Consider the following 23,652-nt stretch of genomic DNA (forward strand, 5'->3'; position numbering starts at 1 on the left):
CCCCTGCGATCGCTACGGTTTCCATCGCGGTTGTCAACATCAACAATGGATTTAGTTGTTAAATCATGTCTTGGCTGTCGACTGGTTGACCAGTCAGCGAGTAGGCTCTCGGTATGAGAATCCTTCTTGTGGGAGCGGGCGGGGTTGGCTCCGCCGTTGTTCCGATCGCAGCACGCCGAGATTTCTTCGAACACATCGTGGTGGCGGACTCTAAACAGAGCCGCGCCGCTGACGTGGTGGCCAAGATCCAGGACCCGCGGTTCAGCGCCATCGCGCTGGATGCCTCTGACCAGGCCGCGGTCGAGGCGGCCCTCACCGAGCACCGCTGTGACGTGCTCTTCAACGCCGTGGATCCGCGCTTCAACATGTCCCTGTTCCAGGCCGCGCTCAATGCCGGGGCGCACTACCTGGACATGGCGATGTCGCTGTCACGGCCCCATTCCAGCAAGCCGTACGAGCTGACCGGGGTGAAGCTGGGTGACGAGCAGTTCGCGCTCGCCGACGCCTGGCGCGCCAAGGACAGGCTGGCGTTGGTGGGCATGGGCGTGGAGCCCGGGCTCGCCGACGTGTTCGCGCGTTATGCGGCCGACCACCTCTTCGAGAGCATCGAGGAGATCGGCATCCGCGACGGGTCGAACCTGGTGGTCGACGGCTACGACTTCGCGCCGACCTTCTCCATCTGGACGACCATCGAGGAGTGTCTCAACCCGCCGGTGGTCTGGGAGAACGGCGCCTGGCACACCACCGAGCCGTTCAGCGAGCCCGAGGTGTTCGACTTCCCCGAGGGGATCGGCCCGGTCGAGTGCGTGAACGTCGAGCACGAGGAGGTGCTGCTCGTCCCGCGCTGGATCGACGTCAAGCGGGTGACGTTCAAGTACGGCCTCGGCGAGGAGTTCATCGGCGTCCTGAAGACCCTGCAGAAGCTCGGCCTGGACAACGCGGGCAAGATCTCGGTCGGTGGTGTCGAGGCCTCGCCCCGCGACGTGGTGGCGGCCAGCCTGCCCGACCCGGCCACGCTCGGTGACCGGATGCGCGGCAAGACCTGCGCGGGCACCTGGGTGAAGGGCATTGGCAAGGACGGCGAGCCGCGTGAGGTCTACCTGTACCACGTGGTCGACAACGAGTGGTCGATGCGGGAGTACGGCTGCCAGGCCGTGGTCTGGCAGACCGCCGTCCACCCGGTGGTCGCGCTCGAGCTGTTGGCCACCGGCGCCTGGTCGGGTGCGGGGGTGCTGGGTCCGGAGGCGTTCGACCCGGTGTCGTTCCTGGAGCTGCTCAACGCCTACGGCTCGCCGTGGGGCATGCGTGACCAGACCCGAAAGGCCCTTGTGACCGCCTGAGCGGAGCCCGTGCTTTCGGCCCCGCCACACACGTGCGGCCGGCCTGTCTTCTTTTCCGATCGATGAGTGACGGCCGCTCGCGCGGCTGACCGCGGTGCCGCAGAGGCGGCGGCCGGAACCACCGGCCGTCGCCCTTTCGGCATGCCAGGGGTGAAGTCACCGGACGGTCCCGGCTCGAAGGCGCCGGAGGTACACATCGTTTGAGACCGGTTCTGTGTTACAGGATCCGGACGTCTCGAATCCGGATCGTTATGTCAAGTGGGCGGGGGTGCGTCTCTCTCACCGGTATGGTTTCGCTCATCCCAGGCTAAAAAAGTCATAGCGGGATTAAAGACGCGCTGATGGGGGTCGCGCGACGTCCGCTCCGCGGGCGACAGACGCCGCCCCTCGCGCTCCCGGGCGATACACGAGGGGAGGACGATGGGTGCCTACCTGCTGAAGCGGCTGGTCAGCAATGTCCTGCTCGTGGCGATCGCCGCGAGCATGGCCTACTTCCTCGCCGCGACCAGCCTCAACCCGAGGGCCAAGTACGAAGGCCGTCAACCGCCGGTGGCGGAAGCGGTCATCGACTCGATGCTGGACGACTACAACCTCAACGACAAGACGCCGGTCTTCGAGCGCTATGTCACCTGGGTCTCCGGGGTCGTCCAGGGCGACTTCGGCAAGACCTGGGAGGGCAAGCCGGTCAACGACGAGATGGGCCGTCGTGTCGGCGTCAGTCTCCGGTTGCTTCTTATCGGAACGGTCCTCGGCTCCGGAATCGGCGTGGCCGTCGGAGCCTACGCCGCGGTCAGGCAGTACAGGATCAGTGACCGGGTGATCGGGGTGAGCTCCTTCGTCATCATGGCGATCCCGGTCTTCGTGATCGCGACGATGCTCACCATCGGAGCGGTTGGGATCAACGACATGCTGGGCTTCACGCTTCTGGAGTACACCGGTGAGTACAACCCGGTACTGAGCGGCTGGGACCAGTTCACCAACCGGCTCAACCACCTCATCCTGCCGACGATCTCCCTCTGCCTCGGCCAGGTCGCCTTCTACAGCCGGATCCAGCGCAACATGATGCTGGACGTATTGGGCCAGGACTTCGTCCGCACCGCGAGGGCCAAGGGACTCACCCGCGGGAAGGCGCTGTTCAAGCACGCGCTGCGGACCGCGCTGATCCCGGCCGCGACCTACTTCGCCTTCGCCTTCGGCACGATGCTGACCGGGGCGACCTTCACCGAGAAGATCTTCGCCTGGCACGGCATGGGCGCGTGGCTGGTCGACTCGATCCACACCCACGACGTCAACTCGGTCGCCGCGGTGAGCATGTTCGCGGCGGTCTGCGTCCTGGTGGCGGGCCTGCTGTCGGACCTCGTCGTGGCCGCACTCGACCCCCGGGTCCGGGTGAGCTAGATGCGGTCCAAGGTCGTTCTGACCCGCCTGATGCGCAACCCGCAGGCCCGTTACGGCCTGCTCGCGCTGCTCCTGCTCCTGGTGCTCGCCTACGCCGGCCCGTTCGTCGGTCTCCACGACTGGACCGACAAGGACTTCACGGCCTTCATGGAGCCGCCCTCGGCCGACCACTGGTGGGGGACCACCCAGATCGGTCAGGACGTCTACGCGGTGACGCTGCGCGGCATGCAGAAGTCGATCGTCATCGGCTTCCTCGTCGCCCTCTTCTCCACCGGTGCCGCCGCCCTGGTCGGCGCCGCCGCCGGCTACTTCGGCGGGTGGGTGGACAAGGCCCTGATGTGGGGCACGGACCTGCTGCTCGTCCTGCCCAGCTTCCTGATCATCGCGATCATCTCGCCGCGGCTCAAGGGCGGCTCCTGGATCTGGTTCGTGGTCCTGCTCGGCGCCTTCTCCTGGATGATCACATCCCGGGTGGTCCGGAGCATGACGCTCTCCCTCCGGGAGCGGGAGTACATCCTGGCCGCCCGGTACATGGGCATCCCCGGCTGGAAGATCATCCTTCGGCACATCGTGCCGAACCTGTCCTCTCTGCTGATCATCGACGCCACGCTCAACATCAGCGGCGCGATCCTCGGCGAGGCGGCCCTGTCGTTCTTCGGGTTCGGCATCCAGCCGCCCGATGTCTCGCTCGGCACCCTGATCGCGGCCGGAAGCGACAAGGTCACCGGCTACCCCTGGCTGTTCCTCTTCCCGGCCGGCCTTCTCGTACTGCTCGTGCTGAGCATCAACCTCATCGGCGACGGCCTGCGCGACGCGCTCGACCCGGGGAGCAACCAGTGAACGAGCGAAGTGAGAGAACCAGCGGACACGGCACGTGGGGCGGGCTCGGCGAGCCGTCAGGCGAGGAGAACATGCCCATCCTCGAGGTGAACGACCTCAACGTGACCTTCCGCGGCGGCATCAAGGCCGTCCGGGGCGTGAGCTACCAGCTCAACCGGGGTGAGGTACTCGGCATCGTCGGCGAGTCGGGTTCCGGCAAGTCGGTGACCTCACTGGCGGTGATGGGCCTGCTCCCCCCGGGGGCCGAGATCAGCGGCTCGGTCAAGCTGCACGGCCGGGAACTGATCGGCATGCCGGAGGAAGAGCTCACCGGGCTCCGCGGCAAGGCCATCGGCATGATCTTCCAGGATCCGCTGTCGGCCTTCACCCCCGTCTACACGATCGGTGACCAGATCGCCGAGGCGGTGCGGATCCACCAGAAGGTCGGCAGGGCCTCGGCGGCCAAGCGGGCCGTGGAGCTCCTGGACCTGGTCGGCATCCCGCACCCGGACGTGCGGGCGAAGGCGTTCCCGCACGAGTTCTCCGGCGGCATGCGCCAGCGCGCCATGATCGCCATGGCCATCGCCAACGACCCCGACGTGCTGATCTGCGACGAGCCGACCACCGCGCTGGACGTCACCATCCAGGCCCAGGTCCTGGAGGTGCTCAAGACCGCGCAGCGGGAGACCGGCGCGGGCATCGTGATGATCACGCATGACCTGGGGGTCGTCGCGGGCCTGGCCGACCGGGTGCTGGTGATGTACGCCGGCAAGCCGGTCGAGCTCGGCGCCGTGGACGAGATCTACTACCGGCCGCGACAGCCGTACACGATGGGCCTGCTCGCCTCGATCCCGCGGATGGACCGCCCGACCGCGCGGCTGATCCCGATCGAGGGCAACCCGCCCTCGCCCGCCGCGCTGCCGCCGGGCTGTCCGTTCGCGCCGCGCTGTCCGATGAAGGTCAGCGCCTGCGACGAGGCTGAGCCCGACCTGGAGCGGATCGGCTCCGGAACCCGGATGTCGGCCTGTATCCGCTCGCACGAGATCGAACTCAAGGGCCTCGACGGCGCCACGGTCTATCCCGTGCCCGAGGCTCCGGCCGAGACGACGGAGCTCGGGCCGCGCTCCGAGCGGGCCACCGTGCTCCAGATCGACGACCTGATCCGGTACTACCCGCTGATGAAGGGCGCGGTGTTCAAGCGCCAGGTCGGCACCGTGCACGCGGTGGACGGCGTCAGCTTCGACATCGCCGAGGGCGAGACGCTGGCCCTGGTCGGCGAGTCCGGCTGCGGCAAGACCACCACGCTCCAGCAGATCATGCAGCTGGAGGCGCCGCAGGGCGGCACGGTCGTCGTGCTCGGCAAGGACAGCGCCAAGCTGGCCAAGGCCGAACGCAAGGCGCTCCGCCAGGACCTGCAGATCGTCTTCCAGGACCCGATGGCCGCGCTCGACCCGCGTATGCCGGTCGGTGACATCCTCGCCGAGCCGCTCCGCGCGCACGGCCACAAGGATGTCGGTGCCCGGATCGCCGAGCTGCTCACCCTGGTGGGCCTGGAGCCGGGCCACGCCGAGCGTTACCCGCAGCACTTCTCCGGCGGCCAGCGTCAGCGCATCGGCATCGCCCGCGCCCTGGCCCTGGAGCCCAGGCTGATCGTGCTCGACGAGCCCGTGTCGGCACTGGACGTGTCCATCCAGGCGGGTGTGATCAACCTGCTGGAGGACCTGAAGGCCAGACTCGGCCTGTCCTATCTGTTCGTCGCGCACGACCTGTCGGTGGTCCGGCACCTCGCGGACCGGGTCGCCGTCATGTATCTCGGCAAGATCACCGAGATCGGCACGGTCGAGGAGGTGTACGGCAGGCCCGCGCATCCCTACACGCGGGCGCTGCTGTCGGCGATCCCGCTGCCCGACCCCGAGCTGGAGCGCTCGCGCGAGCGGATCCTGCTCGAAGGCGACCTGCCCAGCCCGGCCGCCCCGCCGTCGGGCTGCCGTTTCCGCACCCGCTGCCCCAAGCGCGCCCAGCTGGGCGAGGCACAGGCGCGCAGGTGCGGAGAGGAAGAGCCCACTGTTGTACGGCTCGCGCCCGCCGCCGATCACGGCGTCGCCTGCCACTACCCCGAGGAGACCGAGGTCGTCGAGACCTCGCGTCGCTGAACGAACCCCTGTGTTGGAGGAACAAGTGAAGGTTGGTTACAAGGCCGTCGCCGGAGCCGCACTCCTGGCCATGGCCCTCACCGCCTGTGGTGGCGCCGCCGAGAAGCCGAAGGCCGCGTCGAGTGAGGCCGCCCAGGAGGCCGCGGCGCAGCTTCCGGGCAGCACGATCAACCCGGTTGCCTACGACCAGGTCGCCGACGGCGGCACCGTGAAGCTCGCGCTCAGCCAGTGGCACACCCAGTGGAACTACAACCAGGTCAACGGCACGCACGCCGATGTCAAGGACCTCATTGACACGATCATGCCGCGGGCGGGCGTCGCCAACGACAAGGCCGACGTCGTCAACGACCCGAACTATGTCACCGAGTGGAAGATGGAGCTCCAGGGTGACAAGCAGGTCGTGACCTACAAGATCAACGACAAGGCCACGTGGTCGGACGGCACGCCGATCACCTACAAGGACTTCCAGGCGCAGTGGAAGGCCCTGAACGACGAGAACAAGAAGTTCCAGGTCTCCTCGACCGACGGCTACGACCGGGTCGAGTCGGTGGAGAAGGGTGACACCGACCAGGACGTCATCGTGACCTTCGCCAAGCAGTACCCGGACTGGCCGGGTATGTTCTCGCCGCTGTACCCGGCCTCCACCAACGAGACGCCCGAGGCCTTCAACAAGGGCTGGATCGACAAGGTCCCGGTCACCGCCGGCCCGTTCAAGGTCGAGAAGATCGACCAGACCGCCAAGACCATCACCGTCGCCCGTGACGAGAACTGGTGGGGCCAGAAGGCCAAGCTCGACAAGGTCATCTTCCGGGCCATCGAGTCCAACGCCACGATCAACGCCTTCGCCAACGGTGAGATCGACGTGGTCGAGATCCCGGCGAACGCCGCCGACCTCAAGCGGGCCAAGGAGGTGCCGGACGTCGACATCCGTAAGGCGGCGGCCCCGAACTGGCGTCACTTCACCGTCAACGGCTCCGCCGAGCTGCTGAAGGACAAGTCGGTCCGTCACGCCATCCTGATGGGCATCAACCGTGAGACGATCGCCGCGTCCGACCTCAAGGACATGGACTGGCCGATCCAGGTGCTCAACAACCACCTGTACATGAACACCCACAAGGGTTACGTGGACAACTCCGGTGAGCTCGGCACGTACAACCCGGAGAAGGCCAAGCAGCTCCTGGACGCCGCGGGCTGGACGCAGGACGGCGAATACCGCAAGAAGGACGGCAAGGAGTTCGCGATCCGCTTCACCGTCCCGGCCTCCCTGCCCACCGCCAAGCAGGAGGGTGAGCTGACCCAGGCGATGCTGAAGGAGATCGGCGTCAAGGTCACCGTCGAGCCGGTGCCGGACGACAAGTTCTTCGACGACTACGTCATCCCCGGCAACTTCGACATCGTGCCGTTCTCGTGGCTGGGCACGCCGTTCCCGAACGGCGCCCTTCCGCAGATCTACAAGACGCCGACGGGTGCCGACAACTTCGGCAGCAACTTCCCGCGCGTCGGCAGCCCGGAGCTCGACGCCATCATCGAGCAGGCCGTCGGTGAGATGGACCCCCAGAAGGCGATCGACCTGGGCAACGAGGCTGACAAGCTGATCTGGGACCTGGTCCACACCATCCCGATGTACCAGCGCCCGGACATCCACGCGACCAAGAAGAACCTGGCCAACTACGGCTCCTTCGGCTACGCCGACAAGCAGTGGGAGATCGTCGGCTTCACCAAGTAACCGATGAACGTTACGTGCCCTCCTCCGTTCTCGCGGAGGAGGGCACGTCCGTTTTTCTCCGTCCTTGTCCGGGCAAGGACGGAGGGCTTAGGAGAAGGCCACGCGGCGAGGAAGAGGGTAGACGTTCTCCTGGAGGTCCTGGACCAGTGCGTCCGCGCACTCCGGGCAGGCGAACAGGGCCCCGTCGTCGGGCAGGCGGCCGATTCTGATCCGCGGTCGCGGCCACTTCTTGTGGCAGGCCACGCAGGCATCGCCCTCACGCTGGGTGCGAGTCAGGCCCTCAGGATCGAACGTCAGCGTGTTCCGCGCCGTTCTGTTCGGTCCCCAGTTCATCGCGCCTCCCGTCTTGATCGCGCAGTGTCGTATCGGAACCGTTATAACGTCGTCACGGCCCGTGATCGCTTTGGTAGGTGTCAAGCAGTGGTTAAATCACTCCCTCGCTGCAGGTCGTACAGCAGCAAAAGGGACACCCGGCCGCAAGCCGGGTGCCCCTTTTATGATGATCTAAACGGTCAGACCTCGCTGATGGCCTTCTCCAGGATCGCCAGACCCTCTTCGAGCAGGTGCTCGGGCATGACCAGCGGAGGCAGGAACCGCAGCACGTTGCCGTAGGTGCCCGCGGTCAGCACGAGCAGCCCCTCGGCGTGGCACCTCTTGGCGATCTCGCCCGCCGCGGTGGGGTGCGGATCCTTGGTGCCGGGGACCACCAGTTCGATGGCGATCATGGCGCCGCGGCCACGCACGTCGCCGATCACCGGGCTCTTCTCGGCGATGGCGCGCAGCCGGGGGAGCATGACCTCGCCGATGCGGCGGGCCTTGCCGGTCAGGTCGTCGGCCTCGATGGTCTCCAGCACGCCCAGCGCCGCCTCGCAGGCGAGCGGGTTACCGCCGTAGGTGCCGCCCAGCCCGCCGACGTGGACCTTGTCGAGGATCTCGGCGCGGCCGGTGACGGCGGCGAGCGGCAGGCCGCCCGCGATGCCCTTGGCGGTGACGATGATGTCCGGGACGATGCCCTCGTCCTCGCAGGCGAACAGGTCACCGGTGCGGGAGAACCCGGTCTGGACCTCGTCGGCGATGAAGACGATGCCGTTCTCGCGGCAGAACTCCACGATCTTCGGTAGGAAGCCCTTGGCCGGCTCGATGAAGCCGCCCTCGCCCGCGATCGGCTCGATCACCACGGCGGCCACGTTCTCCGCGCCGATCTGCTTGGTGATCTGGTCGATCGCCTGGGCCGCGGCCTCCTCCGCGCAGTTCTCCGGGCCCGTGGGCCAGCGGAAGGGGTAGGCCAGCGGCACCCGGTAGATCTCGGGGGCGAACGGGCCGAACCTGTGCTTGTACGGCATGTTCTTGGCCGTCAGCGACATCGTCAGCAGGGTCCGGCCGTGGTAGCCGTGGTCGAACACGACGACCGCCTGGCGCCCGGTGGCGTGACGGGCCACCTTGACCGCGTTCTCCACGGCCTCGGCGCCGCTGTTGAGGAGGAAGGTCCGCTTCTCGTGGTCACCGGGGGTGAGCTCGTTGAGCTTCTCGCAGACCTGGACGTAGGACTCGTACGGCGTGATCATGAAGCAGGTGTGGGTGAAGTCCGCGACCTGCCTCTGCACCCGCTCGACCACGCGCGGGGCGGCGTTGCCGGCGTTGGTCACCGCGATGCCGGAGCCGAAGTCGATCAGGGAGTTGCCGTCGGCGTCGACGACGACACCGCCACCGGCGTGGGTCACGAAGACCGGCAGCGTGGTGCCGATGCCCTGGGGAACGGCGGCCTGTTTGCGCGCGAGCAGCTCGCGGGACTTCGGACCGGGGATCTCTGTGACGACCCGGCGCTCCTGCGGAAGCGAGGGGCCGCCCTGGGTGACGGTGCTCATAGTGCGACGGTATGTCGCGCATGTCGATGTGCGGATGATGCACTATGGCAAAATTGCGGATAGCGCTCTGGCCGTATCGTACAAACCGGGGGTGGTTGTGGCGCCGACGCTCCGTACTGTCGTGCGGCGCCTGCCGCTCAAGCTCAGCCTGCTCACAGGACAGGACGCGCTCGACCGGCCGGTGCGCTGGGTGGCGGTCAGCGAGCTGGAGGACCCGACCCCCTTCCTGGAGGGCGGCGAGCTGGTCCTCACCACGGGCATGCGCCTGGACGCCGGCAATGCCCGGCCGTACGTCGACCGGCTGGTCGGCAAGGGGATCACCGGCCTCGGGTTCGGCGTCGGGCTGGGACACGAGACGATCCCGGCCGAGCTGGTGGACGCGGCGGCCCGGGCCGGGCTGCCGCTGATCGAGGTGCCACGCGCCACCCCGTTCGTCGCGATCGGCAAGACGGTCAGCGACCTGATCGCCGCCGAACAGTACGACGAGATCCGACACGCCTTCGCCGCCCAGGGCCGCCTCACCCGCGCCGCCCTCCGCCCCGAGGGGCCCCGCGCGGTGATCGAGTGCCTCGCGCGCGAGCTCGGTGGCTGGTCCGTCCTGCTCGACGAGGCGGGAGCCGTACGGCACGCGGCGGGGAAGGGGGCGACCGCCATCGCCGGACTCGTTCCCGAACTGGAGCGCCTGAGGAAGCCCGCGGGCGGGGGCGCCCCCGCGACCCTGGCCCTCTCCACACCGCGGGAGCACGTCATCGTGCAGCCGCTCGGTGCCCGTCGCGTCAGGGGATTCTTCGCGGTCGGCCTCGACCGACCCTTCACACCGGTCGCGCACACCGTGGTCAACGCCGCCGGATCCCTGCTGACGCTCGCCATCGAGCACGGCCGCGAGCATCTGGCGGCCGAGCGCCGGGTCCGTTCGGCGGTGCTCCGGCTGCTGCTGGCAGGAGAGACGGAGGCCGGACGGGAGGCGCTGGAGCGGCTGGGGAGCGGGCTTCCCGCCGGACCGCTGGTGGTGCTTGCCGTCGGCGGCGATCAGGAGACGGTGCTGGAAGCCGCGGGCGACGAGTTCGCGGTGGCCGCCGACGACCGCGTGGTGGCCGTCGTCGCGGCCGACCAGGTCGAGAAGACGGTCTCGGAGCTGCGGGAACACGGTCCGGTCGGGATCGGTTCCCCGGTTGGTCTCGACGACCTGCGCACCGGGATGGACCAGGCCGACCGGGCGCTCACCTCGGCCCGCCGTGCCGCCGAGCGGGCCGAGCGGGTCGTCCGCTTCGCCGATCTCGCGGGACAGGGGCTGCTGTCGCTGCTGGAGCCCGACGTGACCGCGGCGTTCTCCGCGGCGCTGCTCGCCCCCTTGCGTGAGTACGGCTCGCGCGCCGACCTGCTGGAGTCCCTCCGCGCCTACCTGGCGTGCAACGGTCACTGGGACGCGGCCGCGCAGCGGCTCGGCGTGCACCGGCACACCCTGCGCTACCGCATGCGCCGGGTCGCCGAGCTCCTCGGCCGTGACCTCGACGACCCGGCGGCCCGCGCCGAACTCTGGGTCGCACTGGCCATGACGGGCTGACCGGCCGCGCCGCGGCGAACGGCGGACTCAGGGCCTGTCGACCAGATAACGCGAGATGGTGGCGTAGGTGACCGCGTCATAGGTGCGGCTGTCACGCAGGTGCCCGGCACGTTCCAAACTGATGGCGCCCTGGGCGGCGGCCCAGAGGGCATCGGCGATCTTCCTTGGCTGGGTCGGGATGATGTATCCCGACGAGATGCAGTCGGCGATCACCCGGTCGAGAATGTTGAGCGCCGCCCGGGCCAGAGTTCTGGCCCGCTCGCTCGGCACGAAACCAGGGATCGCCCGCTCGAACATCAGGGCGTAGTAACCGGACTCGGACAGTGCCGCCTCACGGTAGGCGGGACCGAGGGCGGTGAGGTGCTCCAGCGCGTTCCGGCGCGCCGGCACGGACTCCAGACGTCGCCGGAAGCGCTCGAAACCCTCCAGGTAAAGCGCCTCGGCCAGCCCCTCCTTGCTGCCGAACATGGTGTAGATGACGGTCGTCGAGCATCCGGCCTCGGTGGCGATCCGGCGCATCGACAGGCTTTCGGGGCCGATGGTGACGAGAAGCTGGCTGGCCACGTCAAGCAGCTTGCCGCGGAGCTCGTCCTGAGTTGCCCGTTCACCGAGCAGATAGGCGCCCTGCAGCCCGCGTGGCGGCGAGGAGGTCATGCAGCCGCGCCCTTCCGCTCATGGGGAGTTGCACTCTGTGACTTAGCCAGGACAGCGATCTCTCAAACCGCTGGCAGGTAAGAAATATCCTTAACACGCCGCATTTTCGTTACGGACAAGCAGGGGAAATATTTTTATGCGTAACGGTGTACCAGCGCAAGGGTCTTGTTCGTAGTGGAGTAACACCGCCTCGGGACCGGTGGCATACCGTCGGAGCCATGGACGTGCGCCCCTTCTGGCTCGCCGGCCGCCCCGCCACGGGGGACGCCGAGCTTACCGTGACCAATTCGTATGACGGCCGTGTCGTCGGCGTCTGCTCCGTACCGACCGCCGACCAGGTCGAAGAGGCCGTCGCCGCGGCGGTGGCCGTGCAGAAGCAGGCGGCGGCCCTCCCCGTCCACGTGCGGGCAGGGGCTCTCGCCCACGTCTCGCGCCGCCTGGCCGAGCGGGCCGAGGAGATCGCCCGCCTGATCATGGAAGAGAACGGCAAGCCGATCTTCTGGGCACGCGGCGAGGTCAACCGCGCGATCTCCACCTTCCGGTTCGCCGCCGAGGAGACCCGCCGCCTCGGCGGCGAGGCCGTGCGCCTGGACACCGAGGCCGCCTCCAACGGCCGTCTCGCCTACGTCTCGCGCGTCCCGCACGGTCCGGTCCTGGCGATCACGCCGTTCAACTTCCCGCTCAACCTGGTGGCCCACAAGGTCGCCCCGGCCATCGCGGTGGGCGCCCCGATCATCGTCAAGCCGGCTCCGGCGACGCCGATCTCCTCCCTGGTGCTGGGTGAGATCCTGGCCGAGACCGCACTGCCCGAGGGCATGTTCTCCGTGCTCCCGGTGCCCAACGACCGCGCCGCCACCCTGGTCGACGACCCGCGCCTGCCGATCGTCTCCTTCACGGGCTCCGGGCCGGTCGGCTACGCGATCATGGATCAGGTGCCGCGCAAGCACGTCACCCTTGAGCTCGGCGGCAACGCCGCCGCCGTCGTGCTCGCCGACGCCGACCTCGACTGGGCCGCCTCCCGGGTGGCGCTGTTCTCCAACTACCAGGCCGGGCAGAGCTGCATCGCCGTCCAGCGGGTGATCGTCGAGGAGTCCGTGCGTGAGGACTTCGTGGCCAGGCTGGTCCCCGCCGTCGAGGCCCTGGTCACCGGAGACCCCGCCGCCGACCGGACCCAGGTCGGGCCGCTCGTCTCGGTCGAGGCCGCCGAGCGCGTCGAGCAGTGGATCAAGGAGGCCGTCGCGGCCGGCGCCCGGCTCCTGGCCGGCGGCACCCGTGACGGCGCCACCGTCACGCCGACCGTCCTGACCGACGTGCCGCACGACGCCAAGGTCTCCTGCGAGGAGGTCTTCGGACCTGTGATGATCATCCAGTCCGTGCCCGGTGTCGACGAGGCCTTCGCCGCGGTCAACGACTCCGCGTACGGCCTGCAGGCCGGGGTGTTCACCCGCAACCTGGACATCGCCTTCCGCGCCAACCGGGAGCTTGAGGTCGGCGGCGTGATCATCGGGGACGTCCCGTCCTACCGTGCCGACCAGATGCCCTACGGCGGCGTCAAGGGCTCGGGCGTCGGCCGCGAGGGCGTCCGCTCGGCCATGGCGGACTTCACCTACGAGAAGGTCATGGTCCTCACCGGGCTGTCCCTGTAGGTCACATACGACGGAGTACGTCGCACAAGGCCCGCACCCGCTGCCTCCAGGTGCGGGCCTTACCTTTCGGGGACCTCCTGCGACGTGTCCGGGGTGGCCGGTCTTGTGTTCGCGCTGCGGTGGGTGGGTGTTCCGGCCGGCCGTCTCAGTCACTGCCTGGTGTTTCAGGCCTCCGGCCTGGCGGGCGTGGTGGTTGCGGTCCTTTGATACGCCGGCCGGAACACCCACCCACCTCCGCGCCATGCCTGCCTCGCCGTACGGCCAGCAGACCGTAGCCGCTCCCTTTCAGACCGCCCAGCGGACTCTTTGACGCTGAAGCAATCCCTGCGAGACCGTTCAGGGCGAGCCGCCGCAGCTGAAGCCTCACCTCCGAAAGGAGCGCAGGGCCAGGCCGGAGGCCTGAAACACCAGGCAGTGACTGAGACGGCCGGCCGGAACACCCACCCACCGCAGCGCGAACACAAGACCGGCCACCACGGACACGCCTCGGGCTCGTGGTCAGGATCTTTCTGCGGTGGTGTAGAGCTCCTTGACCGTGGTGCCGAAGTAGGGGCCGTACATGGTGTTCCGGTCGTCGCTGTATTTGAAGCTGCTCACCGAGGTGATCGCGCCGCGTCCGGTGCCGGTGTCGAAGCCGCTCAGCCAGGGACCACCGCTCGATCCGGCGGTCATGTCGCAGCGCATGCCCTGGTCGCCGGTCTGGTCGTGGGGGTCGGCGCGGATCGGGCCGGCGCAGTAGATCAGATGCTCGCCGTCGTAGGGCGACTCGGTGGGGAAACCGAAGGTGTGGGCCGGGCGTCCCCGGGGAGTGTCGAAGGCGATGTCCTGGCCTCCGACGACGTCCCCCACATGTACGCCGTTTCTGGCGTTGAGCGCCACCATGCCGACATCGTGGCTGTCGTCGGCGCTGCGCGACCACGGACCGGTGACGAACATGCGGCGGGCGGTGAACTGCCCGTAGGGCTGGCGGCCCTGGTCGTAACCGGGCACGAAGGTCCAGTTGTCGGCCCAGGCGCCGGTGCCGTCCTTGACGCAGTGGCCGGCGGTCACCACGAGGTCCTTGTTGGCGCTCCTGACCGAGCTGGCCGAGCACACGAAGTCGAGCCCGCCGATGGTGAGGAAGACCCGGCCGGTGGTGCGGGTCACCCAACCACCCGCGCTCCAGCGCGCTCCGCCGGTGCGGGGGTTCCGCTGGTGAACGGGAGCGCCCGGCGTGCCGAGCACCCGGGTCGCCGCCCCGAGCAGGTCGATCGGGGCGGCGTCCGCCATCCGGCGAGGGGTCCAGTAGTCGAGCACGCGGTTCTGGTCCGACACGCTGCCGGCGGCCGTGTGCTCGACGACGTCGTCTCTTTCCGGGACCGCCTCCGTGGCCGTCTGGAGCGGTTGAGCCGGGTGCACGGCCTGCCCGTGCTCCATGGTCGTCGCGCCGGTCGGGGGAGTGCCCATCAGACCGGCGACGAGCACGGCACCCGCGAACAGGGGGAGGGTCGAGGTCATGGGCCCGATTTTGCACTACGTAGTGTTCCGTTGCCGACACTTTCCGTCAAACTCAGGGAGTGTTGGTACCCTGTGCGGCCTCGTAGACGGCCTGCGCGTCGGTCCCGAAGTACGGGCCGAACATCCAGCCGGTGGCGAAGCCGTACTTGAAGCTGTTCACCGAGTTCAGAGTGCCCAGACCGGTGCTCTCGTTGAAGTTGACGAACCAGGGGCCGCCGCTCGATCCCCCGGTCATGTCGCAGTTCAGGCCGATGTCACGGGACATCAGGAAGTCGTCGAACGCCCGGCCGCCGCAGTAGATCAGCTTCGATCCGTCGTAGGGGGCGGCGGCCGGATATCCGAAGGAGTGCATCTGCTGGCGTCTGGCCTGGTTGAAGGAGACACCCTGGCCGCCGACCACGTCCGTCAGCGACTGACCGTTCAGCGGGGCCACCACGGCGGCCGCCACGTCGTAGTTGACGTCCTCGCTGTTGTTCCACTGCGGGGTGGTGTAGAGCGTGGTCGCCACCCAGGTGCCGTGCGGCCGGTCGCCGTTGTCGTAGCCCGGAACGAACACCCAGTTGCCGTGGAAGGCGCCGCCCATCTTGACGCAGTGCCCCGCGGTGATCACGGTGCTCTTGTTGTCGCTGGTCACCGCGCTGCCCGAACAGGAGGCATTGCGGCCCTGGTAGGTGAAGAACACCCGCCCGGCGGTCTTGGTGATCGCACTCTGGCGGGTCCACGGCGACCCCGTGGAGGCGCGTGCGGCTACAGGTGCCTGGACGGTCATGACGGTGCCGCCGCCGGGAGAGGTCGCCGAGACCGAGACGGGGGGCGCCGCCGCCTGTGCCGCGATCGACGCCGCGGTGAGCCGGACACCGTCCTTCTTGGGGGCGAGGGTGTCGAGTGGCTGGGCCGCTTCCATCTTCGCCTCCGTCCAGTAGCGCTGGACGGTGCGTTGCTCGGTCCCGGTGCCGGCGGCCTTCCTGCCGATGGGGTGAGGGCGGCCCGCCGTCGCGGTGGCGCCGTGTGCGACCGCCGCGGAGAGCAGGGTGCTGCCCGCGACGAGAGTGATTATGGGGACCAGCCGTGCTGTACGGCGCATTTGTACCTCCCGAGACCGGATGCTGGTTCGGGAAGCTAGTGCGTCAGATAACCGCATTTCTCAAGATTTACAACTATTGATATAGCGAAATTAAGACTTAAGTAGCGCCTTTTATCGCGCGTTTCACCCATCACGGATTTCGGTACCGGTTCGACAGGGAGCCGGGAGCCGGGAGAATGGGATGGTGCAGCCAGACACCACTCGCTCCGTCGTCCTGCTCGGCTCGACCGGCTCCATCGGGACCCAGTCCCTCGATGTCATCGCCCGCAACCCCGGCCGGTTCCGGGTGGTGGCGCTCGCCGCCGGAGGTGGGCGCATCGACCTGCTGGCCCGTCAGGCGGCCGAGTTCCGGCCCGAGGCGGTGGCCGTCGCGGATCCCTCGGCCGCGCCGGCACTGCGGGACGCCCTGGCCGCGCTGGGGGTGACCGCCAAGGTGTTCGCCGGACCCGAAGGGGTCGCCGAGGTCGCCGCCTGGCCGTCCGACACGGTGCTCAACGGCATCACCGGCGCCCTGGGGCTGACCTCGACGCTGGCCGCGCTTGAGGCGGGCAGGACGCTCGCCCTCGCCAACAAGGAGTCACTGATCATCGGCGGCCCGCTGGTGAAGCGTCTGGCCAAGCCGGGGCAGCTGATTCCGGTCGACTCCGAGCACGCCGCGCTCGCCCAGTGTCTCTGGGCCGCCGGGCCCGCCGGTCCCGACGCGTCGGCTGTGCGGAGTCTCATCGTCACCGCCAGCGGTGGCCCCTTCCGCGGCAGGTCGCGCGCGGAGCTCGCGGACGTGACCGTTGAGCAGGCCCTGGCCCACCCCACCTGGTCGATGGGGCCGGTCATCACGGTGAATTCCGCCACCCTCGTGAACAAGGGCCTGGAGATCATCGAGGCACACCTGCTCTTCGACATCGGCTTCGACAGGATCACCGTCGTGGTCCATCCGCAGTCGGTCGTCCACTCCATGGTCGAGTTCGTGGACGGCTCGGTCATCGCCCAGGCCAGCCCGCCCGACATGAGGCTGCCCATCGCACTGGCCCTCGGCTGGCCGGAACGGGTCGCCGACGCCGCCCCCACGGTCGACTGGACCAAGGCCCACACCTGGACCTTCGACCCGCTCGACGACGACGCCTTCCCCGCCGTCGCGCTGGCCCGTCACGTCGGCGCCGCGGGTGGCACGGCCCCCGCCGTATACAACGCCGCCAACGAGGTCTGCGTCGACGCCTTCATGGCCGGGCGGCTGCCCTTCCTCGGCATCGTCGACACCGTGGCCGCGGTGGTCTCCGAACACACGGTGACCGGGGCGGATTCCGTCGCGGAAGTGCTCGATGCCGATGAATGGGCAAGAGTAAGGGCGCGGGAGCTCAGCGGGACTGCCTAGACTGGGCAGCGTCGTCGACATTTCAAGGGCTGAAAATGAATTCTGTTGCTCTCGGGATCCCCTCCGTAAGGACCAGGCCGATCGCCGAGCGACGCAAATCCCGTCAGATCATGGTCGGCACCGTCCCGGTGGGCGGGGATGCGCCGGTCTCCGTCCAGTCGATGACCACCACGGTCACCGCGGACATCAACGCGACACTTCAGCAGATCGCCGCGCTGACCGCGTCGGGCTGCCAGATCGTCCGGGTGGCCGTGCCCTCCCAGGACGACGCCGAGGCGCTGCCGGTCATCGCGAGGAAGTCCCAGATCCCGGTGATCGCGGACATCCACTTCCAGCCGAAGTACGTCTTCGCCGCGATCGAGGCGGGCTGCGCGGCGGTCCGGGTCAACCCGGGCAACATCAAGAAGTTCGACGACAAGGTCGGCGAGATCGCCCGCGCCGCCGCCGACCACGGAGTGCCCATCCGGATCGGCGTCAACGCCGGTTCGCTCGACCCCCGGCTGCTGCAGAAGTACGGCAAGGCGACGCCCGAGGCGCTGGTGGAGTCGGCCCTGTGGGAGTGCTCGCTCTTCGAGGAGCACGGCTTCCGCGACATCAAGATCTCGGTCAAGCACAACGACCCGGTCGTGATGATCCAGGCCTACCGCCTGCTGGCCGCCCGGTGCGACTACCCGCTCCACCTCGGCGTCACCGAGGCGGGCCCGGCGTTCCAGGGCACGATCAAGTCCGCCGTCGCGTTCGGCGCGCTGCTGGCCGAAGGCATCGGTGACACCATCCGCGTGTCGCTGTCGGCTCCGCCGGTCGAGGAGGTCAAGGTCGGGACCCAGATCCTGGAGTCGCTGAATCTGCGCGAGCGTGGCCTGGAGATCGTCTCCTGCCCGTCCTGCGGTCGCGCCCAGGTCGACGTCTACACCCTGGCCGAGCAGGTCCAGGCCGGCCTCGAGGGGCTGAAGGTCCCCCTCCGTGTCGCGGTGATGGGATGCGTCGTCAACGGTCCCGGCGAGGCCCGTGAAGCCGACCTCGGTGTCGCCTCCGGTAATGGCAAGGGCCAGATCTTCGTCAAGGGGGAGGTCATCAAGACCGTCCCCGAGTCTCAGATCGTGGAGACCCTCATCGAGGAGGCCCTGCGCCTGGCCGAGGAGATGGGCGTGGACGTCGACCTCGACGGGGAGGCTCCTGGTCCCGAGGTCGTCGTCGGCTAGACCGTCGCAGCACTGGCCACCCGGCGCCGCCTTGACTCCTTTGGTTACACATAGCAATCGCTCGCATACAGAGTGGTAAGAATCTGGTTGTGTTCCCCATGATGGTGCTCTCACCTGGGAGACCATCGCCTCTGCCTTAAGAGGAGGGGACGTCTGTGAAAAGGGTCGTCGGGGCTGTCGCGGTCGCCGCAATGCTGGCCTTCACCGTCGGAATTCCACAGGGAGCGGTGGCGCAGCAGCGGAGTGAGCTGGTCTGGGGGCCCTGCGGTGAGACGCCCAAGACAGGACTGCTCGATGGCGTGCTGCCCGCACCGGCCAAGGCGGGCCAGATGGAATGCGCCAACCTGAAGGTGCCGCTCGACTACGGCAACCCGGACCGGACCATCACCCTGGCCCTGAACCGGATCAGGGGGAAGGCCGTCCGGGACGCCGACCATCTCGGAGTGCTGCTGGTCAACCCCGGAGGTCCCGGGGCGTCCGGCCGCAGCCTGACCGGATACGTCGCCGCCCAGCTCCCCGGTAATCTGGCCGACCGGTTCGACGTGGTCGGCTTCGACCCGCGAGGGGTGGGAAACAGTGAGCCCGCGCTCCGCTGTGTGGACCCCGTGAAGTTCTATGCCCCGCCGCTCCCCGACTACGTTCCCGGCGACGATCGGGAGGAGACCGCCCTGATCGACCGGGCCCAGCAGTACGCCAGGGCGTGCGGGGACCGGTGGAACTGGCTGCTTCCCCATATGAGCAGCGAGAACTCCGCCAGGGACATGGACGCGATCCGGGAGGCACTTGGCGAGTCGAAGATCAGCTTCATGGGTTACTCCTACGGGAGCTACCTCGGCGCGCTCTACGCGACGCTCTTCCCCAGCCGGGTCAGGCGGCTCGTCCTGGACAGCGTGGTGGACCCCCGGGGGGTCTGGTACGACTCCAACCTCATCCAGGACATCTCCTTCGACCGGCGGCACCAGGACTTCCTGAAGTGGACGGCCCGCCACAACGACGTCTACAGGCTGGGCGGGACCGGTAAGGCGGTCTCCTTCGCGTGGTACGCCATGCGGGAGCGGCTACGCACCCGTCCGGCCGGCGGGGTGGTCGGTCCGAGCGAGCTCGACGACACCTACACCGCGGGCGGCTACTCCGATGTGATCTGGCCACAGCTTGCCAGGGCGTTCTCCGCCTATGTCAAGAAGGACGACGCGGAGCCGATGGTCGCCGCCTACCGCCGGCACGTGGAGAACGACGCCAAGGCGGAGAACGGGTACGCCGTCTACCTGGCAGTGCAGTGCCGTGATGCCGCCTGGCCGCGTGACTGGTCCCAGTGGCGGGCCGACATGTCCAGGCTGTACACCAAGGCGCCCTTCCTCACCTGGCAGAATGCCTGGTACAACGCGCCGTGTGCGTTCTGGCCCGAGCCCGGCGGCACCCCGGTGAAAATCCAGGACAGCCGGGAGCTGCCGCCGGTCATGCTCATCCAGGCCGAGCGTGACGCCGCCACGCCGTACTCGGGGGCACTGCAGGTGCGCAAGCTGTTCGGCGCCTCCCGGCTGGTGACCGTGCCCGGTGGCAACCATGGTGTCGCGCTCGGCGGGAACCGCTGCGTGGACCGCTACCTGGTGGCCTACCTCAAGGACGGCAGCCTGCCCGGCCCGGACCAGCGCACCGCGGCCGCCCCGGACGCCCGCTGCCCCGGAATCCCCGAGTCCGTGCCTGCCGCTCGCATGGGGACGAGGGGACATCTGGGTAGGTAGAGATGACTGGCTCTATGTTGGTTCCTGCCAAAATCGCAGGGGTCGCGTAGGCTGAGCGCGTGATGCTGCGCACAACGGCGTCGCGCGTGCTCGACGACAATGACCGTGACGAGGTGCTGGCGCTTCTGGACGCCGATCCCGTCGCCAATGTCTTCGTCGCCTCCAGGGTCCGTGCGGTCGGGCTCAATCCGGCCAGGCTCGGTGGCCAGATGTGGGGGTTCGGGCCGCGCGGTGGTCTGACCTCTCTCTGCTATGCCGGTGCCAACCTGGTCCCGGTGAACGCCGGCCCGGACGCCGTGCACGCCTTCGCTGACCGCGCCCGCAAGCAGGGCCGCCGCTGTTCCTCGATCGTCGGCCCCGCGGACGCTGTGGCGCCGCTGTGGGAGCGGCTGGAGCCCCACTGGGGCACCGCCCGTGCGATCCGCCGGGCGCAGCCGGTGATGGTGGTCACCGAGCCGTCCCCGGTCCCGGCCGACCCGCTGGTCAGGCGGGTGCGGCCGGAGGAGTTCGAGACCCTGCTCCCGGCCTGCGTGGCGATGTTCACCGAGGAGGTGGGCATCTCCCCGGAGAGCGGGGACGGCGGTGCCCTCTACCGGTCCCGGGTCGCCGAGTTGATCCGGATCGGCCGGTCCTATGCGCGGATCGAGCACGGCAGAGTCGTCTTCAAGGCCGAGATCGGCGCCGTCACGCCGCTGGCCTGCCAGATCCAGGGTGTCTGGGTCCATCCCGACCTGCGTGGCAGGGGACACGCGGTGGCCGGGATGGCCTCGGTGGTCAAGCATGCGCTCGACTGCTTCGCGCCGGTGGTCTCGCTGTACGTCAACGACTACAACGCTCCTGCCCGGGCGGCCTACCGCAGGGTCGGGTTCAGCGAGGTCGGCACCTTCATGTCGGTGCTTTTCTGACAGCTCAGAGGCTGCGCACCAGACAGGTCACCAGGCGCTCCAGCCCGGCCGGCCGGGTGGCGGAGGGCGCCGGCACGTGGTCGCGCGCGTCGAAAGCCGCGCTGCGGGTCGGCCTCGCTCCGGACGGCACGGTATCAGCGGCCGGAAGAACGAAGGCGCATTTATACGGTCGATATACCACGTTCACCCTGGCCTGAGGATCACATGAGTGTCACGGTGCGGGTCTCAAGCGCTTCATCGCGGTTGACTGCCGGGAATACCTCTTCTTGAGTGGGAAGAGTGGTGGGGAGGGGAGGGTCGCGTGCCGCATGCCCAGCCGCTCAGGACAGGAGATCTCGAAACGCTCGGCGAGTACGCGATCCTGGGCCGCCTGGGAGAGGGCGGTCAGGGAGTGGTCTATCTCGGGGTGAACCCCGCGACCGGCTCCGAGCCCTACGCGATCAAGCTACTGCACGGCCCACTCGGGGAGGACGAGGCGGTCTTCCTGCGCGAGGTCGAGCTGGCCAAGCAGGTGGCACGGTTCTGCACAGCCCAGGTGATGGATGCCGGGCTGGTCGGTGACCGCCCCTACATCGTCAGCGAATACGTCGACGGTCCCTCGCTCCACCGGGAGGTCGCGGTCGCCGGACCCCGCGGGGGAGGGGCGCTGGAGCGCCTGGCCATCGGCACGGCCACCGCGCTCGCGGCCATACACCGCGCCGGGATCGTGCATCGCGACTTCAAGCCGCAGAACGTGCTGCTGGGCTCCGATGGGCCGAGGGTCATCGACTTCGGGCTGGCCAGGGCGCTGGACACGGGAGCCACGCAGAGCGGGCGCGGTGCGGGCACGCCCGCCTACATGGCGCCCGAACAGGTGGAGGGGGCCGAGATCTGCCCGGCGGCCGATGTCTTCTCCTGGGGTGCCACGATCTGCTTCGCCGCCAACGCCCACGCCCCATTCGGGCAGGACTCGATCGCGGCCGTATTCCATCGCATCCTCAGCGCACCGCCGGAGCTCGGTCAGCTCGGCGGTCAGCTCGGCGCGCTGGTCGCCGACTGTCTGGAGAAGGATCCTCGGAACCGCCCCACCAGCCGGGAACTGTTGCTCTCCCTGCTCGGTGACGACGTACGGTCGGCGGTTCCGATGCCCTCATCGGTCCGGGGCCCGGTGGCGTTCGGGTCTCCGCCGGGCACGCCTCTGCCCGCGTCGCCGAGCCGCAGTCCTCGTGGCGCCCCCGGCGAGTTCGCCGAGCCGCAGACCCGTCCGGGACGGGCGGCTACCAGGGCGTCGGTGGCGGTGTCGGGGGCGCTGCTGGTGAGTGCGGCCGTGCTGATGGGGGTGCTGGTCCCGGCACTGAGCGGGAGCGACGAGCGGGCCGGGCCGCCGGTCGGCGGGAGGCCGGCGGGGGTACCCACGCGGGCCGAGCTCACCCCGCAGCAGGCCAGGAGCGCTCGCTCGGCCAAGCCCGCGCCGAACACAGGCACCGGGCCCCTCACATCCCCTCTGCTCCCGCCGTCCCCCGCACCTCCGGTGCCGCGGGCCGGCGCGGGAGTTCTGGTGCCGGCGCTCGCCGGGCTGAATCGTTCCGAGGCGTTGCGCCTGATCAAACGCGCCGGGCTGGTCGTCGGAGCCCTCACACAGACCGACTCCGACCGTCCGGTCGGGCAGGTGCTCAGCAGCCTGCCGACGGCGGGGATCACGGTCGCGAAGGGAACCGAGGTCAGTGTGGAGATCTCGGCGGGAGTACCGGTGCCGGTGCTGGCCGGTCTCGGCAGGAATCAGGCCGAGACGGCTCTCACCCAGGCGGGACTGGTCCCGGGTGAGATCACCATGCGCTGCTCGGCGGAGCCTGGAGGCCGCGTCCTGGCCAGTGCCCCCGCCGCGGCGGAGCATGTCTCCTCCGGCAGCGCGGTGACGCTCGTCGTGTCCAGGCGCGGGGCCGAGGTGCCCTCGGTCGTCGGTCAGAAGGAGGCGGATGCGCGGAGCGCGCTGAGCGAGGCGGGATTCACCGTACGGGTGCGCCCCCGGATTGTCAGCGACCTGTCGCAGTCCGGCGTGGTGCTGGCGCAGAGCGGGGCGTCCGGCACGTGTGCCCGGCCGGATGCCGTGGTCGTGATCACGATAGGTGTAGAGGGGCAGAGCGGCCCGGGGCCGGGGCCCGGGCCTGATCCCGGCCCCGGTGAGTCCACCGTCCCTGTCGACCCGACGGGCCCGGACCCGTCCGGCCCCACCGAGGTCAGGAGAGGGGCTGACGAGTAATGCGCGGCGGAGGACGCGAGGAGGAGGCCTCCGCCGGCGAGCCCCGTGGGGAACTCGTGGACGCCGGTCGGGGCTTATCGTCAGGCGAGGGCTGGCCGCGCTGCGAGCTGCCCGGAGGCAACTGACGGATTGATAGCGTTCCATGGCGAGTCACTGCGAGACATCCCGTCATGATGCGATATAGCATTTCTAGAGATCAGGGCGCACGTCATCCCCCCGAAAGGTCGGAATTTCTTTTTTCCGCCATTCAAAATGCTATTCATTGGGGATTTCATGCGACGTCTCTTCTGTCTGACCACCGCAGGGTTCTTCCTTCTCGGCGGCACGGCTACCGCTGCCGCACAGCCACCGCCCTACGGATCCGATCAGCCCGTTTCCCGGCCTCTCCAGCCGCCGCCTCAGCCGGGTCCGGGGGGGCCGCCGAGTTATCCGATGCCGCCTCAGCCGGG

At 68.8% G+C, this 23,652-nt stretch carries 18 protein-coding genes; 12 read left to right on the top strand and 6 right to left on the bottom strand.

What is annotated here, in order from left to right; all coding sequences use genetic code 11:
* Positions 1-113: 113 nt before the first annotated feature.
* From ACIN94_RS14820 to ACIN94_RS14840, 5 genes are all read left to right on the top strand, one after another.
* Positions 114-1,340: a saccharopine dehydrogenase family protein gene (locus tag ACIN94_RS14820; RefSeq protein ID WP_400705131.1), complete on the top strand. Its 1,227-nt coding sequence runs from the start codon at positions 114-116 to the stop codon at positions 1,338-1,340.
* 420 nt (positions 1,341-1,760) lie between these two features.
* Positions 1,761-2,738 (top strand): ABC transporter permease, encoded by a 978-nt coding sequence (locus tag ACIN94_RS14825; RefSeq protein WP_400705134.1) that lies wholly within the window; start codon positions 1,761-1,763, stop codon positions 2,736-2,738.
* On the top strand, positions 2,739-3,578 hold the full coding sequence (locus tag ACIN94_RS14830; RefSeq protein ID WP_400705137.1) for an ABC transporter permease: 840 nt from the start codon (positions 2,739-2,741) through the stop codon (positions 3,576-3,578).
* A gap of 71 nt (positions 3,579-3,649) precedes the next feature.
* Entirely contained in the window at positions 3,650-5,710 is a 2,061-nt protein-coding gene (locus ACIN94_RS14835; RefSeq protein ID WP_400705850.1) for a dipeptide ABC transporter ATP-binding protein, read from the top strand.
* Between the two features lie 25 nt (positions 5,711-5,735).
* Complete coding sequence (locus tag ACIN94_RS14840) at positions 5,736-7,436, top strand: ABC transporter family substrate-binding protein (RefSeq protein ID WP_400705140.1); 1,701 nt, start codon at positions 5,736-5,738, stop codon at positions 7,434-7,436.
* Positions 7,437-7,523: 87 nt separating this feature from the next.
* On the opposite strand, the gene ACIN94_RS14845 is transcribed toward ACIN94_RS14840, so the two are convergent.
* Positions 7,524-7,769 carry a hypothetical protein gene (locus ACIN94_RS14845; protein WP_400705143.1) on the bottom strand — a complete coding sequence of 82 codons (246 nt, stop codon included), beginning with the start codon at positions 7,767-7,769 and terminating at the stop codon, positions 7,524-7,526.
* Positions 7,770-7,948: 179 nt separating this feature from the next.
* Positions 7,949-9,301 (bottom strand): 4-aminobutyrate--2-oxoglutarate transaminase, encoded by a 1,353-nt coding sequence (gene gabT, locus ACIN94_RS14850; RefSeq protein WP_400705146.1) that lies wholly within the window; start codon positions 9,299-9,301, stop codon positions 7,949-7,951.
* A gap of 91 nt (positions 9,302-9,392) precedes the next feature.
* Here gabT and ACIN94_RS14855 point away from each other — a divergent pair, with 91 nt between their 5' ends.
* Positions 9,393-10,865 carry a PucR family transcriptional regulator gene (locus tag ACIN94_RS14855; RefSeq protein ID WP_400705149.1) on the top strand — a complete coding sequence of 491 codons (1,473 nt, stop codon included), beginning with the start codon at positions 9,393-9,395 and terminating at the stop codon, positions 10,863-10,865.
* Between the two features lie 27 nt (positions 10,866-10,892).
* Here ACIN94_RS14855 and ACIN94_RS14860 read toward each other — a convergent pair whose 3' ends face one another.
* On the bottom strand, positions 10,893-11,519 hold the full coding sequence (locus ACIN94_RS14860) for a TetR/AcrR family transcriptional regulator (protein WP_400705152.1): 627 nt from the start codon (positions 11,517-11,519) through the stop codon (positions 10,893-10,895).
* Between the two features lie 218 nt (positions 11,520-11,737).
* Here ACIN94_RS14860 and ACIN94_RS14865 point away from each other — a divergent pair, with 218 nt between their 5' ends.
* Positions 11,738-13,165: an aldehyde dehydrogenase family protein gene (locus ACIN94_RS14865; RefSeq protein ID WP_400705155.1), complete on the top strand. Its 1,428-nt coding sequence runs from the start codon at positions 11,738-11,740 to the stop codon at positions 13,163-13,165.
* A 498-nt stretch (positions 13,166-13,663) separates the two neighbouring features.
* Here ACIN94_RS14865 and ACIN94_RS14870 read toward each other — a convergent pair whose 3' ends face one another.
* Both ACIN94_RS14870 and ACIN94_RS14875 read right to left on the bottom strand, forming a co-directional pair.
* Complete coding sequence (locus ACIN94_RS14870) at positions 13,664-14,662, bottom strand: trypsin-like serine peptidase (protein WP_400705158.1); 999 nt, start codon at positions 14,660-14,662, stop codon at positions 13,664-13,666.
* Positions 14,663-14,714: 52 nt separating this feature from the next.
* The gene (locus tag ACIN94_RS14875) at positions 14,715-15,746 is read right to left on the bottom strand and encodes a trypsin-like serine peptidase (RefSeq protein ID WP_400705161.1); all 1,032 of its coding nucleotides are present in this window, start codon (positions 15,744-15,746) and stop codon (positions 14,715-14,717) included.
* Positions 15,747-15,927: 181 nt separating this feature from the next.
* Here ACIN94_RS14875 and dxr point away from each other — a divergent pair, with 181 nt between their 5' ends.
* The 4 genes from dxr to ACIN94_RS14895 all read left to right on the top strand — a co-directional run bounded on the left by dxr (position 15,928) and on the right by ACIN94_RS14895 (position 20,964).
* On the top strand, positions 15,928-17,115 hold the full coding sequence (dxr, locus tag ACIN94_RS14880; protein WP_400705164.1) for a 1-deoxy-D-xylulose-5-phosphate reductoisomerase: 1,188 nt from the start codon (positions 15,928-15,930) through the stop codon (positions 17,113-17,115).
* Between the two features lie 35 nt (positions 17,116-17,150).
* Positions 17,151-18,317: a flavodoxin-dependent (E)-4-hydroxy-3-methylbut-2-enyl-diphosphate synthase gene (gene ispG / locus ACIN94_RS14885; RefSeq protein ID WP_400705167.1), complete on the top strand. Its 1,167-nt coding sequence runs from the start codon at positions 17,151-17,153 to the stop codon at positions 18,315-18,317.
* Positions 18,318-18,472: 155 nt separating this feature from the next.
* Positions 18,473-20,059: an alpha/beta hydrolase gene (locus ACIN94_RS14890; RefSeq protein WP_400705170.1), complete on the top strand. Its 1,587-nt coding sequence runs from the start codon at positions 18,473-18,475 to the stop codon at positions 20,057-20,059.
* 62 nt (positions 20,060-20,121) lie between these two features.
* Positions 20,122-20,964, top strand: a complete 843-nt coding sequence (locus tag ACIN94_RS14895) for a GNAT family N-acetyltransferase (RefSeq protein ID WP_400705852.1) — start codon at positions 20,122-20,124, stop codon at positions 20,962-20,964.
* Between the two features lie 4 nt (positions 20,965-20,968).
* On the opposite strand, the gene ACIN94_RS14900 is transcribed toward ACIN94_RS14895, so the two are convergent.
* Entirely contained in the window at positions 20,969-21,094 is a 126-nt protein-coding gene (locus tag ACIN94_RS14900) for a hypothetical protein (RefSeq protein WP_400705173.1), read from the bottom strand.
* Positions 21,095-21,265: 171 nt separating this feature from the next.
* Here ACIN94_RS14900 and ACIN94_RS14905 point away from each other — a divergent pair, with 171 nt between their 5' ends.
* Positions 21,266-23,203: a PASTA domain-containing protein gene (locus ACIN94_RS14905; protein ID WP_400705176.1), complete on the top strand. Its 1,938-nt coding sequence runs from the start codon at positions 21,266-21,268 to the stop codon at positions 23,201-23,203.
* Positions 23,204-23,652 lie beyond the last annotated feature (449 nt).

The sequence above is a fragment of the Streptosporangium sp. NPDC087985 genome (assembly GCF_044741965.1).
In the GTDB taxonomy this organism is placed as follows: domain Bacteria; phylum Actinomycetota; class Actinomycetes; order Streptosporangiales; family Streptosporangiaceae; genus Streptosporangium.

Bases quoted from the DNA above. Each gene is read 5' to 3' on its own strand.
- ACIN94_RS14835 (WP_400705850.1), top strand. From the start codon at position 3,650: ATGCCCATCCTCGAGGTGAACGACCTCAACGTGACCTTCCGCGGCGGC.
- ACIN94_RS14825 (WP_400705134.1), top strand. From the start codon at position 1,761: ATGGGTGCCTACCTGCTGAAGCGGCTGGTCAGCAATGTCCTGCTCGTG.
- ACIN94_RS14870 (WP_400705158.1), bottom strand. From the start codon at position 14,662: ATGACCTCGACCCTCCCCCTGTTCGCGGGTGCCGTGCTCGTCGCCGGT.
- ACIN94_RS14895 (WP_400705852.1), top strand. From the start codon at position 20,122: ATGCTGCGCACAACGGCGTCGCGCGTGCTCGACGACAATGACCGTGAC.
- ACIN94_RS14845 (WP_400705143.1), bottom strand. From the start codon at position 7,769: ATGAACTGGGGACCGAACAGAACGGCGCGGAACACGCTGACGTTCGAT.
- gabT (WP_400705146.1), bottom strand. From the start codon at position 9,301: ATGAGCACCGTCACCCAGGGCGGCCCCTCGCTTCCGCAGGAGCGCCGG.
- ispG (WP_400705167.1), top strand. From the start codon at position 17,151: ATGAATTCTGTTGCTCTCGGGATCCCCTCCGTAAGGACCAGGCCGATC.
- ACIN94_RS14865 (WP_400705155.1), top strand. From the start codon at position 11,738: ATGGACGTGCGCCCCTTCTGGCTCGCCGGCCGCCCCGCCACGGGGGAC.
- ACIN94_RS14830 (WP_400705137.1), top strand. From the start codon at position 2,739: ATGCGGTCCAAGGTCGTTCTGACCCGCCTGATGCGCAACCCGCAGGCC.
- dxr (WP_400705164.1), top strand. From the start codon at position 15,928: ATGGTGCAGCCAGACACCACTCGCTCCGTCGTCCTGCTCGGCTCGACC.
- ACIN94_RS14820 (WP_400705131.1), top strand. From the start codon at position 114: ATGAGAATCCTTCTTGTGGGAGCGGGCGGGGTTGGCTCCGCCGTTGTT.
- ACIN94_RS14860 (WP_400705152.1), bottom strand. From the start codon at position 11,519: ATGACCTCCTCGCCGCCACGCGGGCTGCAGGGCGCCTATCTGCTCGGT.
- ACIN94_RS14875 (WP_400705161.1), bottom strand. From the start codon at position 15,746: ATGCGCCGTACAGCACGGCTGGTCCCCATAATCACTCTCGTCGCGGGC.